Here is a 15,962-nt window from a genome sequence, read left to right on the forward strand (position 1 = left end):
GCCCTCTTCCACAATTAAAGATGAGGTGAACCTTATGAGCAAAGTATCCACTGAAGCACCGGTCGCGAAGATCGGCGCGCAATCGCACGAAGTTAGGTCCGAAAATGTAACGCCATTGCAAGTATTGTCTCCGGAAGGCGAGGTCGTCAACCCGGAACGCATGCCTAAGCTTTCCGACGATCAACTGAAAGAAATCATGTACCGCATGGTATTCACGCGCACATGGGATGATCGCGCGGTTAATCTTGGCCGCCAAGGCCGTCTCGGCTTCTACGCTCCGGTCTCCGGACAAGAAGCGACAATGGTCGGAAGCGAATACGCGCTGACGAAGGAAGATTTCATTTGTCCGGGTTATCGCGATATGCCGCAATTGGTATGGCATGGATTGCCGCTGTATCAAGCATTCTTATATTCCCGCGGTCATCAGCACGGCGGGCAAATTCCCGAGGGCGTTAACGTATTGATGCCTCAAATTATTATCGGCGCGCAAATTTTGCACGCAACCGGTATCGCGATGGGCTTCAAGCTCAAAGGCGAGAAACGCGTCGCTATCACTTATACGGGTGACGGCGGTTCTTCCGAAGGCGATTTCTACGAGGGCATGAACTTCGCCGGTTCGTTTAATCTGCCGGTTATCTATTTCGTACAAAACAACGGCTACGCGATTACGACTCCGTTCGCTAAGCAAACCGCGGCCCAATCGATTGCCCACAAAGCGTTGGCAGCCGGTATTCGCGGTCAGCAAATCGACGGCATGGACGTGTTGGCTGTTATTTCCGCGGTACAAGAAGCTGCCGAGGTCGGTCGCAACGGCGGCGGAGCAACGTTGATCGAAGCGTTGACTTACCGTTTCCGTCCGCACTCCATGGCGGATGACGCCAGCAAATACCGGACCAAAGAAGAAGAGCAAGAGTGGAGCTTGAAGGATCCGCTAGTGCGCTTCGGCAAGTTTTTGGAGAAAAAAGGCCTTTGGACCGAAGAAGATACGGCTCGCGTGAAAGAAGAAGCGAAAAACGCGGTAAACGAGCATATCAAAAAAGCGGAGCAAACGGAAAAGATGACCGTAGCGGGATTGATCGATTCGATGTTCGAAACGACTCCTGCGCATCTTGAAGAGCAAAAAGCCGATTTCCAATAAACATACGAGGCGACTGGCGGGCGATATCCAATCGCTAACGCACCAGATCGTTCTTGGCGAGGAGAGTTTAACAGCATGGCTCAAATGAATATGAAAGAAGCGATTCGCGACGCAATGCGCGTTGAGCTGAAGCGCGACCCTAACGTTATTCTTTTTGGCGAAGACGTAGGTAAAGTCGGCGGCGTGTTTCGCGCGACGGAAGGCTTGCAAGGGGAATTCGGCGAAACTCGCGTATTCGATACGCCGCTTGCGGAATCCGCGATCGGCGGTCTCGCGGTCGGTCTGGGAACGCAAGGTTTCCGTCCGATTGCCGAAATTCAGTTCGTAGGCTTTATCTATGAAGCATTGGATCAAATGTTCGTACAAGCGGCTCGGATGCGTTACCGTTCCGGCGGACGTTACCATTCTCCGATCGTATTCCGTACTCCGTTCGGCGGCGGCGTTAAAGCTGCTGAACTGCATACGGATTCCCTGGAAGGTTTGGCGATCCAAACTCCGGGAATCAAAGTCGTCATTCCATCTAATCCATACGATGCCAAAGGCCTTATGATCTCGGCTATTCGCGATAACGATCCCGTATTTTTCATGGAGCACTTGAACTTGTACCATGCGTTCCGCGACGAAGTCCCTGAAGGAGAGTACACGGTACCGATCGGTAAAGCGAAAGTCGTTCGCGAAGGTAAAGACGTTACCATCCTTACTTACGGGTTAATGGTGCACACTTCTCTGAAAGCCGCGGAAGAGCTCGAGAAAAACGGCGTTTCCGCCGAAGTCATCGACTTGCGTACACTGCTTCCGCTTGATATCGACACCATCGTAGCGTCGATTCAAAAAACAAACCGGGCTATCGTCGTTCAGGAAGCTCAGAAAACTTCCGGAGCCGCTGCGGAAATTATCGCCCAAATCAACGAAAAAGCTATTCTGCACTTGGAAGCGCCGGTGCTTCGTTGCGCAGGTCCTGATACCGTGTATCCGTTCGCGCAAATCGAGGATGCATGGTTGCCTTCGATCGCGCGTATCGTGAAAACCGCAAATCAGGTTCTTCAGTTCTAATTGAGGAGGTTTCCGTGTGACTAGATTCGAATATCGGTTCCCGGAGCTCGGCGAGGGGCTGCATGAAGGCGAAATCGTCAAAATGCACATCGCACCGGGACAGACGGTAACAGACGAAGATATTATTATGGAAGTACAGAACGATAAAGCAATCGTGGAAGTTCCTTGTCCGGTTAACGGGAAAGTCGTAGAAGTGCGCGCCAAAGACGGACAGGTTATGCACGTCGGCGAAGTCGTTGCCATTATCGAAGCGGAAGGCGACGTGCCGGATCAAGGTCCCGCGGCCGAAGATCACGCTCCGGCTGCCAGCGGCAACAGCGCGACCGGCGGCGCGGACACGCAAGGCCAACCGGCTCAACAGCCTGCCGTTGAAGCGGCGCCAGCTCCGGCTGCGACCGAAGCGGCTAAACCGGCTTCCGGCGGAATCGTGCTGGCTACGCCGAGCGTGCGCAAGCTTGCTCGCGAGAAAGGCGTTGCGATCTCCGAAGTGTCCGGCAGCGGCAAGAACGGCCGCATTACCCGCGACGACGTACTAGGATTCGCATCCGGCGGCGCACCGAAAGCAACTCAAGCGGCAACGGCATCCGAATCGGCGGCACCTGCAAGCGCAGCTGCACCGAAAGCAGCTGTGTCCGTAAGCGGACCTGGCGTCGAAGAGCGCGTTCCGTTCAAAGGAATCCGCAAAGCGATTGCTAACGCAATGGTTAAATCTGTTTACACTGCACCGCACGTTACATTGATGGATGAAGTAGACGTTTCCGGCCTTGTCGCTCTGCGCAACAGAGCTAAGCCGATCGCCGAGAAGAAAGGCGTTAAGCTTACTTACTTGCCGTTCATCGTCAAGGCGCTCGTGGCGGCTTGCCGCGAATTCCCGGTCATGAACGCAACGATCGACGAAGCGGCTAACGAAATCGTCTATAAGAAATACTACAATATCGGTATCGCAACCGACACCGATAACGGTTTGATCGTTCCGGTCATCTTCGACGCGGATCGCAAGAACGTCTGGTCCGTTGCGAACGAGATTCGCGATCTCGCGACTCGCGGACGCGACGGCAAATTGACGGCGGGCGAACTGAAAGGCAGCACGATCTCGATCACGAATATCGGCTCAGCTGGAGGCATGTTCTTTACTCCGGTTATTAACTTCCCTGAGGTTGCGATCTTGGGAACGGGCCGCATTACCGAGAAAGCCGTCGTCAAGAACGGCGAAATCGTTGCCGCTCCCGTCATGGCATTGTCTCTAAGCTTTGACCACCGCATCATCGACGGCGCTACGGCGCAAAACTTCATGAACTACATTAAGCAGCTTCTCAGCGATCCTGAGTTGCTCGTTATGGAGGTGTAATCCATGGTCGTAGGAGACGCTTCTCTAGACATCGACTTGTTAGTAGTAGGTGCGGGACCTGGCGGTTACGTAGCCGCAATCCGTGCCGCTCAATTGGGACAAAAAGTCATTATCGCGGACAAAGCCAAATTCGGCGGCGTCTGCTTGAACGTAGGTTGTATTCCTTCCAAAGCGCTTATTAACTCCGCTCATCATTACGAGTCGATGCTGCATGCATCGGATTACGGTTTATCGGCAGAGAAGGTAGGCGTGGATTTCGGTAAAGTACAAGAGTACAAAACGTCCGTCGTCAACAAAATGACGGGCGGAGTGGAAATGCTGCTGAAAGCGAACAAAGTGGAAATGTTTAACGGCGAAGTTATGTTCATCAACGAAAACGAAGCCCGCTTGTTCAATGATCAGGAAGCTCCGCGCTACCGTTTCAAAAACTGCATTATCGCGACCGGATCCCGTCCGATCGAGTTGAAGCCGTTCCCGTTCGGCGGACGCATTCTGTCCTCGACGGAAGCGCTCAGCTTGCCGGAATTGCCGAAGAGCCTCATTGTCATCGGCGGCGGTTATATCGGTATCGAGCTTGGCCAAATGTATTCCAAATTCGGAACGAAAGTAACCGTGCTCGAAGGCGCGGATACGATTCTTCCGGGCTTCGACAAAGACATGAGCCAATTAGTCGTTAAGAAGCTTAAGAAAGCTAACGTAGACATCGTTAACGGAGCTTTGGCCAAAGGCGCAGAGCAAACCGATAAAGACGTTACCGTTACTTACGAGGTAGGCGGAGAGCAAAAGTCGGTTACGGCCGACTACTTGCTCGTTACCGTTGGCCGCCGTCCGAATACGGACGGAGAGCTTGGGCTTGATCTTATCGGCGTTAAAGTCGGCGAGCGCGGTTTGATCGAAGTAGACGATCAATGCCGTACGAACATCAAGCACATCTTCGCGATCGGAGACATCGTTCCGGGCGCGGCTCTGGCGCACAAAGCTTCTTATGAAGCGAAAGTCGCGGCGGAAGCGATTGCCGGATTGCCTTCGAAAGTCGATTATAAATGTATTCCAGCCGTAGCGTTCTCCGATCCGGAATGCGCAAGCGTAGGCTACACGGAGAAGGAAGCGAAGGAAAAAGGCCACAAAGCGAAGTCCAGCAAATTCCCGTTCGGCGGTAATGGCCGTGCGGTTACGCTGAACGGAGCAGACGGCTTCCTGAAAATCGTTCACGACGTGGATACGGGCCTCGTGCTCGGCGCTCAAATCGCCGGCGTTGAAGCGTCCAACATGATCGCAGAGCTTGGACTGGCGATCGAGATGGGCGCAACGATCGAGGATATCGCGCTTACGATCCATGCGCATCCGACATTAGCGGAAATTACGATGGACGCGGCTGAACTTGCTATGGGTCACCCGATCCATACATTAGCTCCGAAATCTTAATCCGTACGAACAATAACCTTTATGAAGGCTCACGGCATATCGTGACAGCCTTCATAAAGGTTTATTTTATATCCTTAAATAACGATTCATCGGCGCGGGTTTGAAGAATATATTGCAGTAGAGCAGGGATTATAAAGGAGCGACAACCTATGACAGAAGACGCAAGGCCGATGAGCCGATCCCGATCGATCATGACTGAGCTCGTCTTTCCGACCGATACGAACCATCACGGTACGATGTTCGGCGGCACGCTGATGAAATATATCGACAAGATTTCCGCGATCTCCGCGATGAGACATTGCGGCAAACCGGTCGTAACGGCTTCTACGGACAGCCTCGATTTCTTGGCGCCGATTCGGATGGGGGAGGCGGTCGAGCTGGAGGCGTTCGTCACATCGACGAACCGCACCTCCATGGAAGTGTACGTGGTCGTACGGGCGGAGAATCTGTTCACCGGCGACCGAAGGGTAACATGTACCGCTTTTTCAACGTTCGTCGCGGTTGACGAGAACGGAAAGCCGGTCGCGGTTCCGCTGGTCATACCGGAGAACGACGCCGAACGGAAGCTGTTCGACAGCGCCTCCGAGCGATACGATCTGCGCAAGAAAAGGCGTTCCCAGCGCTTTTCATCGACAGAGTAGCGAGCGGAGTGGTACAATAAGCAACAAAACAAGCTACGTTGAGGTGTGTTCATCTTGCGCAATTATTTAGATTTGCTTCAAGAAGTGTTGGATAACGGAGTGAAAAAAGAAGATCGTACGGGCACAGGAACTTTATCGGTATTCGGCAGACAGCTTCGTTACGATCTGTCCAAAGGGTTTCCGCTCGTCACGACGAAACGAATCCATCTAAAATCGGTCGTTCATGAGCTTCTATGGTTCTTACGAGGCGATACGAATATTCATTACCTGAAAGAGCATGGGGTCAGAATATGGGACGAATGGGCCGACGAGAACGGCGATCTGGGTCCCGTATATGGGTCGCAATGGCGTGCTTGGGAGACGACGGACGGCCGAACGATCGATCAGATTCAGCAAGTCGTCGACGCGATCAAGAAAAATCCGGATTCCCGCAGGCACCTCGTAAGCGCATGGAACGTAGCCGTCATCGACGAGATGAAGCTTCCGCCATGTCATTTCGTATTCCAGTTCTACGTTGCGGGAGGTAAGTTGTCATGCATGCTTACGATGCGCTCCGTCGATACGTTCCTTGGCTTGCCGTTTAACATTGCTTCCTACGCTTTACTGACGCACATGATCGCCCAGCAATGCGATCTCGAAGTCGGAGAGTTCATCTGGTCCGGAGGCGACGTCCATATTTACAGCAACCATCTGGAGCAAGTGAAGCTGCAGTTGACGCGCGATCCGCTGCCTTTGCCGAAGCTGAACATCTTGCGTAAACCCGACTCTATTTTCGATTATAAGTTTGAAGATTTCGAGTTTGCCGGCTATGAGCACCATCCGTCAATCAAAGCAACGGTAGCCGTATAAAATCATGTCGAATAGCTCGCTTCCCTCGTCAGATTAGGTCGGGGGAAGCGTTTTTTGTGTCGAGGCTCGGGTAGGCAGTGACATGTCGGTATGATATAATATTTAAATCTGCAAATAACAACACTTTATTGTAAAGGAATGCTACGATGACTGTTACATTAATTGCCGCCGTCGCGTCCAATGGAGTCATAGGAACGAATAACGAATTGCCTTGGCGATTGCCTGCCGATATGAAATATTTTATAAAGCATACGATCGGGAAACCGGTTTTGATGGGCCGCAAAACTTTCGAGTCTCTGGGAAAACCATTGAAGGATCGGACAAACGTCATATTGTCGCGTACGCTAAAGGAAGCGCCTGAAGGCTGCGAGCTGGTTGCAACGATACCGGAAGCGCTCGCCAAGTATAACGACGTTGATTTAATGGTTATTGGCGGAGCGGATATTTACGCGCAAATGCTTGATGTCGCGGATCGGCTGCAATTAACGGAGATCGGGCAAGCATTCGAGGGGGATGCTTATTTTCCCAGCTTCGACAAACGGGTGTGGAAGCTGGTCTCGCGCGAGGAAGGCATCCAAGACGACAAAAACCAACTTCCTTACGCATTTTGCGTTTATGAACGCGCAGTGACGAAATAGTACAAACAATATTACGGATAATCTATTCTGACAACAGGGTTCATTTGTTAGGATGATCTATCATCAACAATCAATTGTTATATACGCGAACAAGCGAAGAAAAACGACAGATGGAGGAAAAGAAGATGTCGACGCCTACGGGATTTATGGAATATAAACGCGAACTGCCTAGCGACCGCGATCCGCTAGAGCGCATCAAGGATTGGAATGAATTCCACCGGATGTTCTCCGAAGAACAGCTTCGCACGCAAGGGCGCGCTGCATGGATTGCGGAACCCCATATTGTCATACGGGCATGGAAATCGGAGGCAGCGTCTCCGGTTGTCCGGTAAACAACCTGATTCCGGAATGGAACAGTCTCATCTATCGCGGGCTGTGGAGAGAAGCTTACGAGCGACTGAACAAGACGAATAATTTTCCCGAGTTTACCGGACGCGTCTGCCCGGCGCCTTGCGAGGGCTCTTGCACGGTAGGGCTGATCGGCGATCCCGTTACGATCAAGACGATCGAACAAGCGATCATCGACCGTGCTTTCGAGGAAGGCTGGGTCGTACCGCAGCCTCCTAAGCATCGTACGGGCAAGAAAGTTGCAGTCGTCGGTTCGGGTCCCGCAGGCCTTGCTACCGCAGCTCAACTAAACAAAGCCGGACACACCGTTACCGTATACGAGAGAGCTGATCGCGTTGGCGGATTGTTGACTTACGGTATTCCTTCCATGAAACTAGAGAAAAACATCGTGCAACGCCGCGTCGATTTGCTGGCTGACGAAGGAATCGAATTCGTCGTCAATACGGAAATCGGCAAAGACATTTCTTCGCAAGAGCTGCTTAAACAATACGACGCGGTCGTCTTGTGCGGCGGAGCGACCAAAGCGCGTCCGATCGGCAACGTCGAGGGCCATGGGCTTAAAGGCATCTACCAAGCGATGGATTATTTGAACAGCACGATCAAGAGCTATCTGGATAACGGTCTGCAAGAAGGGACGTACATCTCCGGACAAAATAAAAACGTCATCGTCATCGGCGGCGGCGACACGGGTACGGACTGCGTCGCTACCGCGTTGCGCCACGGTTGCGCAAGCGTTACGCAATTCGGTACGCACGCTAAAGCGCCACTTGAGCGCGATGCTGCCAATAATCCGTGGCCGGAGTATCCGAACGTCTACACGCTGGATTACGCTCATGAAGAAGCGAAGGCGTTGTACGGCGAAGATCCGCGAGCATTCTCCGTGTTGACGAAGAAATTCGTCGGCGACGAGAACGGCAACGTGAAAGAACTCCACACGGTACAAATTCGCCGTTACGTGGACGAGCAGGGGCGCAAAATCTACGAAGAAATTCCGGGCACCGAGAAAGTATGGCCTGCCGATCTCGTCCTTGTTGCCGTTGGCTTCGAAGGGCCGGAACGGACGATCATCGATCAACTGGAGCTGGAAACGGATCGTCGCACGAATGTTAAAGCCGCTTACGGCAAATACAAGACGAACGTGGATAAAGTGTTCGCGGCTGGCGATATGAGACGAGGTCAAAGCTTGATCGTCTGGGCGATCAACGAAGGCCGCGAAGCGCGCGCGAAGTCGATAAATTCTTGATGGGAAGCACGCAGCTCCCATGATGACCGGGTAAGAGCAGGAGAGGTCGTTCCGATAGTCGGGGACGGCCTCTTTTGCCGAATAGGGAAGGAGAACTGCAGATGATTAGATATGGCGACGAACAGTGGAGCGAACTAAAGTTCGCAAGCTTTCGTTATGAAGCAGAGAGAAGGGACGGCCAATGGGTCGACGTCTTTCTCAGCCCTGAGTTAAAGGAAGAAACGCCGCTTCCGGCGGATCTGATCGACTTCTCGATCATGGCGATATGCACGCACAACGGCCATCCGATTCAATTGGTCACTCTTGATGAAGGCATGGATTGCGAATATCAGCTAACGGAATGGGAGCAGGAACAGATTAACGCATTCATCAGGACCGATGAAGTCAGAAACGCTATCCTTAAAGCCGTTTCGACAGTCGAGTCTTAGCGTTTAATCGGATATTTGTTCGGAAGACGGAACGTAATGGTTCGATGGACAGGCTTCCCCCAAATCTTTCCTCTATGGTACACTGGTGAGACAGTCATTAGGCGATGGGGGAGGCGTAGATATGGATCGCGCAGTCGTGCTTTCGCCGACGGATATCAATACGATCCGGCGGTATGTCCATACGAAGTATGCGCCTCTTCCTGGCAAACGCAGGGCGGAGATCGTGGCCGACGCGATTCGCCGGACGCTGCAGCAACGCCTGCCTGACGTACCCGAAGCGATGAAGAACGAGATGGTCGATCGACTGATTTTTCGTTGCCTTGTCGGAGAGCAGAGAGACGTTAAGCCGGATGACGTATTGGATTTATGCGCTGAGCTTCACACGGACGAGATGACGTTTCGAGAGCATTTGCTAGAACCGATTCTTCAATGGACGAATGAACGATCGCCCGGTCGATGGAACGCGGAACAATTAGCTTCCAGGTTGGTTCGAAGGAAACCTTCTACGCTGGCTATCGTTCAAGATTTGTCGGTCGATATGGAACAGGACGCGCAGCCGGGCGAGCTATCGGAACAGGGATTGGATTTATTCAAGCTATTCCGGAGCAAAACTTCAGCCGTCTTAACGTTGACTTTGCTCGGAGTCGTCATCGTAAGTGCGATCGGTACTACTATATGGCTTAATAAACCTGAATCCTCGGTCTCCGAGATGGCTGCTGAACCGCCCGTCGTGGCAAGTCCGCCGGTCGTGTTGCCGGATATGGGGATGCCTGAACGGCTGCGATTCACGGAGATCGACGTTGACACGTTGAAAGCTTACCTAAGAAGCAGGGAGTCCATGTTGGAGAAGGAACCCTATTTCAGCGCAATCATAGATAATGCTCGGGAATATGATATTCATCCCCATCTGTTATTCGCGATAACGGGGCAAGAACAAGGCTTTGTGCCGAAGACTAGCAAAGACGCCAAACTTATAGCCAACAATCCGTTTAACGTCGGACATAGCTGGATGGAGTACAATACGGATATCCATAACTCGGCGGGTATCGCATCCCGATTGATTGTTAAGCTCGCCAAGAGCCGGCCTGAAGGGCACGATCCGTTCGAATGGTTTAACAAGACGTATGCGGAGGATCCGTTATGGTCGGACGGAGTCAGGAAAATATTCGATAAATTAAACAGTTTGCCGCCATCTCGTTAAACAAAAGCCGGACGACTGCACTATGTGCGGTTCGTCCGGCTTTGTTCTGTTACGAATCTGAGTTAACGGGATAACTTAGCCCTGTTTTCGTTCAAATATCCATGTATGGCCGGCGGTACTTCCGGCAGCGACGTTAAAGTTAACAAGGCTCCGCTTGGCGTGGCGTCGATCGGAATGACGTTGTAAGTCCATTCCGCTTCCTGCTTCAAATAGACGGCGTTAATCCCGCAATGCAGGGCAGGCAACACATCGGTTCGGACCGAATTGCCGATCATCCACGTCGTAGTCCGATCAAAGCGGCCTTCGGATAAAATTTGCTCCAACGCTTCGGTATTTTTATGCTGACGCACATAGATACGGTCTTGGAAATAGCGTTCCAGGTTCATGCTTTCGATTTTCCGATATTGGATAAGGGTGTCGCCCCCGGTATAGAGATGAAGCTCGTGCCCGCTGTTTGCCAGCGATTCCAACGTTTCCTCCATGTTAGGGTACGGTTCGACTTCTAGCTCGTAGACGCTGTTCCCGAGTTTCCACAGTTTATCTTCTTCCAGCGGGGAGGAAGCCCGGCCGGTTATGTTCTGGTAATACCGGTACGTATCGATAAACGATTGCGGGAAATGTTCGCTCTTGAAGCCGAGAACATGGACGCCGGCAATGTCGATTTCCGTTTGTTTGGCAGCGATGTCGGCACGGGAAATTCCCAACGGACCATACCAGGTGGTCATTTCATCGGCGAATTGATCAAGGATAAAATGAAAATACTTGTTGCAATAGACAAGCGTATCGTCAAGGTCAAACATGATTTTTTGGCTCATAGGCTTGCTGTGCTCCTAACTCTAATGCGAAATCCGACCTTAATCAGAATATCCTCCGATCATGGTTATCGTGTCGGCAGCTTCGTCCAATTTTCGTATACATTTTTTATTATGGCGGTTGAAATAACGTTTGTAAATGCGAGGAAAGAGGAAAACTACAAAGAAACCCTTCGAACGACGAAGGGTGGGAGGTGAAACTTCATGACTAAAGGCAAAAGTCAGCTCGAGCAACGGAACAACTTGAAGGCTAAAGACAAAGAGCACGAAATACAAGTTTCCAAAATGACGCGTTACCCGCCTAGCTTAAACGGGATCAATAAAAATCTGCCTTAATTTAAGGCAAGCATTCCCGCTTCTACCGAAGACGGCTACTTAGGCAAGCTTGGGGCGCTTCACGCATATTTGACGATCTTCTCCGCGAGGTTGCGCTTAATCAATCGAATGCGTTGACGAACATAGAAGTCGTAGCTGCCCCCGCTTAACTCGCGGGGGCTCATTGTATTCCCTGTGTCGTTATCAATGATGACGAGCTTCCCGTCGTCGTAAAATTTGAAAGTTAAGTCTCGAGACGGTTTGGACCCTCTGGGAGGTTCCAAGTAACGGAGATGTTCACAGTTCACCATCCATTATCCCACCTATGGAAACATAATTTAGAACGTATGTTCTTGTTTTGATTATACCAAACATTTGTTCGTATGGCAAGCGATGACATAATGACTTACACTAGATTTATATCGGATTGAAGGGATAGGGCATCTATGATCGTAATTTCAGGATTAACACGTAAAATTCCCGACGGGAAGACGATTTTAGACCATGTAAATACACGTTTGGAACCGGGGACGTTCATCGCCGTCGTCGGATCTAGCGGCAGCGGCAAATCCGCGTTGCTCAAGGCGCTAGCGCTTAAGGAAGTATGGACGTCCGGCGAGTATAAGGTCGAAGGCAAGGATTTGATGGAAGCCGGCTTCGTAGCCAAAATGCGGTTTCGCAGACAGATCGCATACCTGGAACAGAAACCGCTCCTGTACGAGAAAAAAACGGCGCTTAAGAACGTTCTTATCGGAGCATCGGAGCAGACGCCGTTATGGCGCAGGGTTACGGGAATCGTGAAGAGCGACGTACATATGGGCGCAATGGACATGCTCGAGCAAGTCGGTTTAATGGATCGCGCGCAGCAAACGGTGGAAAAGATGAGCGGGGGAGAGCGCCAACGGATAGCGATCGCGCGCGCTCTCGTTCACGGAGCGAAGCTTGTGCTGGCGGACGAGCCCGTGTCGGGCTTGGATCCGCACTCGTCCGAAGAGATGATGAGAACGTTAAAGAAGCTTTGTCATGAGCGTGGGACTACGATCGTTGCCGCTTTGCACCGCGTTGAATTGGCCGAGAAATTCGCCGATGAGATATGGGGGATGCAAGACGGAAGATTAGTCATTAACATTAGAGGCAGGAGACTAACCGCATCCGAGAAGCTTCGTTTGACTTAAGAGGCTGCCGCCTAATATCGCATCGTTCGCTAGCTGGTCGCGTAGCGGAAGGCGACTAGACGGCAGTTCTTGGAGCTTGCGAAGATAACCTACGAAGTCGGATCGGATTTGCCTTCCGGGCTTGCTCCATTCGCCAGATCGTGTAAAGAAGTGATTTTGCCGTGAGGTTGCTGGTTCTGCTTACGGCTTTTCCAGGTGCTTTCTCTGCGGCGTTTGGAAGTAGGCATGCGATTCCACCTTTCGTATGGTCGTTGGTGTTACATGAGTTATCGTGGCGTTTGCCTTTGTAGCTTATACACGAATCGCTGAAAGTGCTCTGAAGGAGATCGGTTAATCGTATGGGAGAGAATGAAATCGTGCCAGCATACCCGCTGTTGTCACTTAATATCGGGAAAGTTCAAACCAGCACGTACAAAGGAAAAGAAGCCCAATCGGCAATCGGCAAAAGTAAAGTCGATCATGTCGTAACGCTTACCGAGCTAGGGTTTACCGGCGACGAGCAGGCGGATCTCGTGAACCACGGCGGAGCCGACAAAGCGATATGCGTATATAGCCATGACCATTATGCGCATTGGGAAGCCGTCCTTCATCGTTCGTTATCCTACGGCGCGTTCGGAGAGAATTTCACGGTGGGAAGCATGGAGGAACAACAGGTTCACATCGGGGATATTTATCAAGTCGGTTCCGCGATCGTGCAAATTAGCCAACCTCGACAACCTTGCTGGAAGCTGGCGATGAAGTGGGGATTGGATGAACTGCCCTTGCTCGTGACGAATAGCGGCGCAACCGGATTTTATTATCGCGTGCTTGAGACCGGCGAAGTGAGGGGCGGCGACGATTTGAAGCTAGTGCGAACTCACTCGAGCCGGATTACGGTGGCCGAAGCAAACAGGGTTATGCATAAGGACAAGGAAGACGTTGAAGGCATACGCCGTCTGCTTGCCGTGCCGGAATTATCGGCGAGCTGGGTAAATTCATTGAGCAAGAGATTGGAACGGCTTGAGCGGGCAAATATGGAAAAGTAACGTGAAGGGCAGCCGAAGGGCTGCTTTTTTTATTTCGAAAGGAGGGATCTAACCTACCTGCGGAGTGCCTGTTTGGGGTACTCCGCTTTTTGCATATTTCACATTAATGAAGAGATAATCGATGAGCCTTCAAACTTAGAGGGCATTGTTTTTTTTTGCGTAAAATCATTCGATAAACCGAGACAACTACAAGCAATGCCTTCGCCCTTGGAACATATAATGGGAGCAGGGAGGCGATGAAGGTGAACACGGCTCAGCGTTTGGGATTCGGAAAAGAGGATAAATTGCTGATCGTGAACGCGGACGATTTCGGGCTTTGCCGCAGCGTGAACGAGACAATCGTAGAGATGTTGGCCGAGAAGACGATTTGCTCGACTACCGTCATGATGAACTGCTCCTGGTCCGCAGAGGCGATTTCCCTTGTTCGACATACGATCCCGAACGCGGACGTCGGAGTCCATTGGACGTTAACGAGCGAGTGGCCTAACTATAAGTGGGGACCGATTTGCCGCGGCCGATCGATGAGCAGCCTATCCGGCGCGGATGGCTGGTTTCCCGAAACGATCGCCGATGCGGAACGGCGAGCCGACCCCGAAGAGGTGCGCCATGAATTGATAGCCCAGACGGAAGCCGCGCTTCGAGCCGGGGTGGCCATCACGCATGCCGATAATCATATGGGGAGCTTATATGGCTTTCATTCGGGTAAAGATTTGCTTCCGATCGCCTTCGACATTTGCGCGCGTTATCATCTGCCCTTCAGATTACCCCGTAGGCTGTTGCCGATTGGCGGAAGAGTGATTTCGACGGAGCTGATCGAACGGGCTAAAGCGAGAGTGAGCCAGGCCGAGGACAGGGGGATCGTGCTCCCGGATTACGTGCTTGGACCGGAATACGCGCTGAATGCCGGAGAATCGTACGATTCCGTGAAAAGAGAAGGGATCGACCTGATCCGCGGATTGTTGCCCGGCGTTACGGAGTGGATATCCCATCCCGCGAGATCGACGGATGAATTGAGGGCTTTTCACGGTCATCCCGACAAACGCGAGATGGAGGTAGATTTCTGGAGAGACAAAGAGGTGCGCGCGACGTTACGGGAGGAAAAGATTACGTTAATAGGGTGGAGAGACTTGCAACAACTGCAAATGAGTTTGTCTGGGTAGAAACGTGGCAATAGCTGGTCCAAAATAAGGAGGATTTTCGATTTTTATCGCGAAATAATTAATGTTTGTATATTGCAAATTTTCTGAATTATCTCCATTTACAAGCGAAAGGGGATTACAGAACAACATGGTTATGCTGCCTAAGGTAAACGAGCTCGGTTTTTTTGAAATTCGTCTGGAGTCGATCGGCGGGCTAGGTGCCAATCTGGCAGGCAAAATGCTAGCGGAAGCGGGAGTCATGGGCGTAGGGTTGAACGGAGTAAGCTTCAGCTCTTACGGCTCGGAGAAGAAAGGATCGCCGGTAAAGGCGCACATTCGATTCTGCGACATTAACACGCGGATTCGGGATACGTCCCCGGTAGAGAGGCCGCATGTCATCGGCATTTTTCACGAGAACCTGTCCAAGACCGTCAACGTCATTTCCGGGATGTATGAAGACAGCATCGTGCTGGTCAACTCCAAGAAATCTCCCGAACAGCTCAAGGACCAGTTCAAACTGAAGGGCGGCATTATCGCCGTTGTTGACGCGACGGGCATCGCCATGAGCGAGAATAATCGCGTAAACATGGCCATGCTGGGCGGATTGTTCCGTCTCTGCGGATTCCTCGATGCGGAATTCATGAAGGGAGTCATTCGCAAATCTTTGGAGAAAAAATATCCGGCTGCCGTACAGCCGGCATTGAACACGTTTCAACGAGGCTACGACGAGGTGAAATTTCAAACTTACGAGCTGGCGGACGGGGATGCGATGCCGGATTTCATACGGATGGACACGCCGGTACTTGGTTACGAGACGCAGCCGATAGGCGGATTGGTTATTAATCCGGGCAATAGCATTTTGAAGGATTTGAGCATTTCCCGCGCCGGTATGATGCCGCACTTCGCTGACGACAAATGCATTCATTGCGCGGCATGCGATAATGTCTGCCCGGATTTCTGCTTCGTATGGGAAGAGCAGACGGACAAGAAGGGCAGACCGCAAATGTTTCTTCAGGGCATCGATTATCAATATTGCAAGGGATGCCTGAAATGCGTCCAAGCCTGTCCGACGGAAGCCCTTTCCTCTGAATTGGAAGAGGACGGTTACGCGGAAGGCCATCGAGTGCCGCATAAATTCCATTTGGCGATTTAAGCAGAGTGCAAGAGTTCGAAGAGAGATAGAA

Annotated in this window: 17 protein-coding genes and 1 pseudogene; 15 read left to right on the top strand and 3 right to left on the bottom strand. The window is 51.7% G+C overall.

Going from position 1 to position 15,962, the window contains the following annotated elements:
* The first annotated feature begins 34 nt into the window (after positions 1-34).
* From pdhA to FPL14_RS28340, 10 genes and pseudogenes are all read left to right on the top strand, one after another.
* A complete protein-coding gene (gene pdhA, locus FPL14_RS28295) occupies positions 35-1,138 on the top strand; it encodes a pyruvate dehydrogenase (acetyl-transferring) E1 component subunit alpha (RefSeq protein WP_182300854.1) in 1,104 nt (367 codons plus the stop codon).
* A gap of 75 nt (positions 1,139-1,213) precedes the next feature.
* Entirely contained in the window at positions 1,214-2,191 is a 978-nt protein-coding gene (locus FPL14_RS28300) for an alpha-ketoacid dehydrogenase subunit beta (protein WP_182300855.1), read from the top strand.
* Positions 2,192-2,207: 16 nt separating this feature from the next.
* Positions 2,208-3,539 (top strand): dihydrolipoamide acetyltransferase family protein, encoded by a 1,332-nt coding sequence (locus tag FPL14_RS28305; protein WP_182300856.1) that lies wholly within the window; start codon positions 2,208-2,210, stop codon positions 3,537-3,539.
* Positions 3,540-3,542: 3 nt separating this feature from the next.
* Positions 3,543-4,964 carry a dihydrolipoyl dehydrogenase gene (gene lpdA, locus FPL14_RS28310; RefSeq protein ID WP_182300857.1) on the top strand — a complete coding sequence of 474 codons (1,422 nt, stop codon included), beginning with the start codon at positions 3,543-3,545 and terminating at the stop codon, positions 4,962-4,964.
* Between the two features lie 149 nt (positions 4,965-5,113).
* Positions 5,114-5,605 carry an acyl-CoA thioesterase gene (locus tag FPL14_RS28315; RefSeq protein ID WP_182300858.1) on the top strand — a complete coding sequence of 164 codons (492 nt, stop codon included), beginning with the start codon at positions 5,114-5,116 and terminating at the stop codon, positions 5,603-5,605.
* Positions 5,606-5,659: 54 nt separating this feature from the next.
* Positions 5,660-6,454, top strand: coding sequence for a thymidylate synthase (thyA, locus tag FPL14_RS28320; protein ID WP_182300859.1), 795 nt, complete (start codon positions 5,660-5,662; stop codon positions 6,452-6,454).
* A gap of 146 nt (positions 6,455-6,600) precedes the next feature.
* Positions 6,601-7,092 carry a dihydrofolate reductase gene (locus FPL14_RS28325; protein ID WP_182300860.1) on the top strand — a complete coding sequence of 164 codons (492 nt, stop codon included), beginning with the start codon at positions 6,601-6,603 and terminating at the stop codon, positions 7,090-7,092.
* A gap of 125 nt (positions 7,093-7,217) precedes the next feature.
* A pseudogene (locus tag FPL14_RS28330) lies at positions 7,218-8,706 on the top strand (glutamate synthase subunit beta).
* A gap of 78 nt (positions 8,707-8,784) precedes the next feature.
* Positions 8,785-9,111 carry a hypothetical protein gene (locus FPL14_RS28335; RefSeq protein ID WP_182300861.1) on the top strand — a complete coding sequence of 109 codons (327 nt, stop codon included), beginning with the start codon at positions 8,785-8,787 and terminating at the stop codon, positions 9,109-9,111.
* Between the two features lie 121 nt (positions 9,112-9,232).
* Positions 9,233-10,312, top strand: a complete 1,080-nt coding sequence (locus tag FPL14_RS28340; protein ID WP_182300862.1) for a hypothetical protein — start codon at positions 9,233-9,235, stop codon at positions 10,310-10,312.
* A 62-nt stretch (positions 10,313-10,374) separates the two neighbouring features.
* On the opposite strand, the gene FPL14_RS28345 is transcribed toward FPL14_RS28340, so the two are convergent.
* A complete protein-coding gene (locus FPL14_RS28345; RefSeq protein WP_182300863.1) occupies positions 10,375-11,127 on the bottom strand; it encodes an HAD family hydrolase in 753 nt (250 codons plus the stop codon).
* Positions 11,128-11,328: 201 nt separating this feature from the next.
* Between FPL14_RS28345 and FPL14_RS30435 the strand changes: the two genes are divergently transcribed.
* Entirely contained in the window at positions 11,329-11,460 is a 132-nt protein-coding gene (locus FPL14_RS30435) for a hypothetical protein (protein WP_267875394.1), read from the top strand.
* A gap of 59 nt (positions 11,461-11,519) precedes the next feature.
* Here FPL14_RS30435 and FPL14_RS28350 read toward each other — a convergent pair whose 3' ends face one another.
* Entirely contained in the window at positions 11,520-11,750 is a 231-nt protein-coding gene (locus FPL14_RS28350) for a hypothetical protein (RefSeq protein WP_182300864.1), read from the bottom strand.
* Positions 11,751-11,885: 135 nt separating this feature from the next.
* Between FPL14_RS28350 and FPL14_RS28355 the strand changes: the two genes are divergently transcribed.
* Entirely contained in the window at positions 11,886-12,614 is a 729-nt protein-coding gene (locus FPL14_RS28355) for a phosphonate ABC transporter ATP-binding protein (RefSeq protein ID WP_182300865.1), read from the top strand.
* A gap of 89 nt (positions 12,615-12,703) precedes the next feature.
* Here FPL14_RS28355 and FPL14_RS28360 read toward each other — a convergent pair whose 3' ends face one another.
* Entirely contained in the window at positions 12,704-12,841 is a 138-nt protein-coding gene (locus FPL14_RS28360; protein WP_182300866.1) for a DUF6254 family protein, read from the bottom strand.
* A gap of 126 nt (positions 12,842-12,967) precedes the next feature.
* Here FPL14_RS28360 and FPL14_RS28365 point away from each other — a divergent pair, with 126 nt between their 5' ends.
* The 3 genes from FPL14_RS28365 (at position 12,968) to FPL14_RS28375 (ending at position 15,931) form a co-directional block, all read left to right on the top strand.
* Complete coding sequence (locus tag FPL14_RS28365) at positions 12,968-13,639, top strand: MOSC domain-containing protein (RefSeq protein ID WP_182304203.1); 672 nt, start codon at positions 12,968-12,970, stop codon at positions 13,637-13,639.
* Positions 13,640-13,881: 242 nt separating this feature from the next.
* The gene (locus FPL14_RS28370) at positions 13,882-14,799 is read left to right on the top strand and encodes a polysaccharide deacetylase family protein (protein WP_182300868.1); all 918 of its coding nucleotides are present in this window, start codon (positions 13,882-13,884) and stop codon (positions 14,797-14,799) included.
* A gap of 127 nt (positions 14,800-14,926) precedes the next feature.
* Complete coding sequence (locus FPL14_RS28375) at positions 14,927-15,931, top strand: 2-oxoacid:acceptor oxidoreductase family protein (protein ID WP_182300870.1); 1,005 nt, start codon at positions 14,927-14,929, stop codon at positions 15,929-15,931.
* Positions 15,932-15,962 lie beyond the last annotated feature (31 nt).

This window comes from Cohnella cholangitidis, assembly GCF_014107495.1.
In the GTDB taxonomy this organism is placed as follows: domain Bacteria; phylum Bacillota; class Bacilli; order Paenibacillales; family Paenibacillaceae; genus Cohnella; species Cohnella cholangitidis.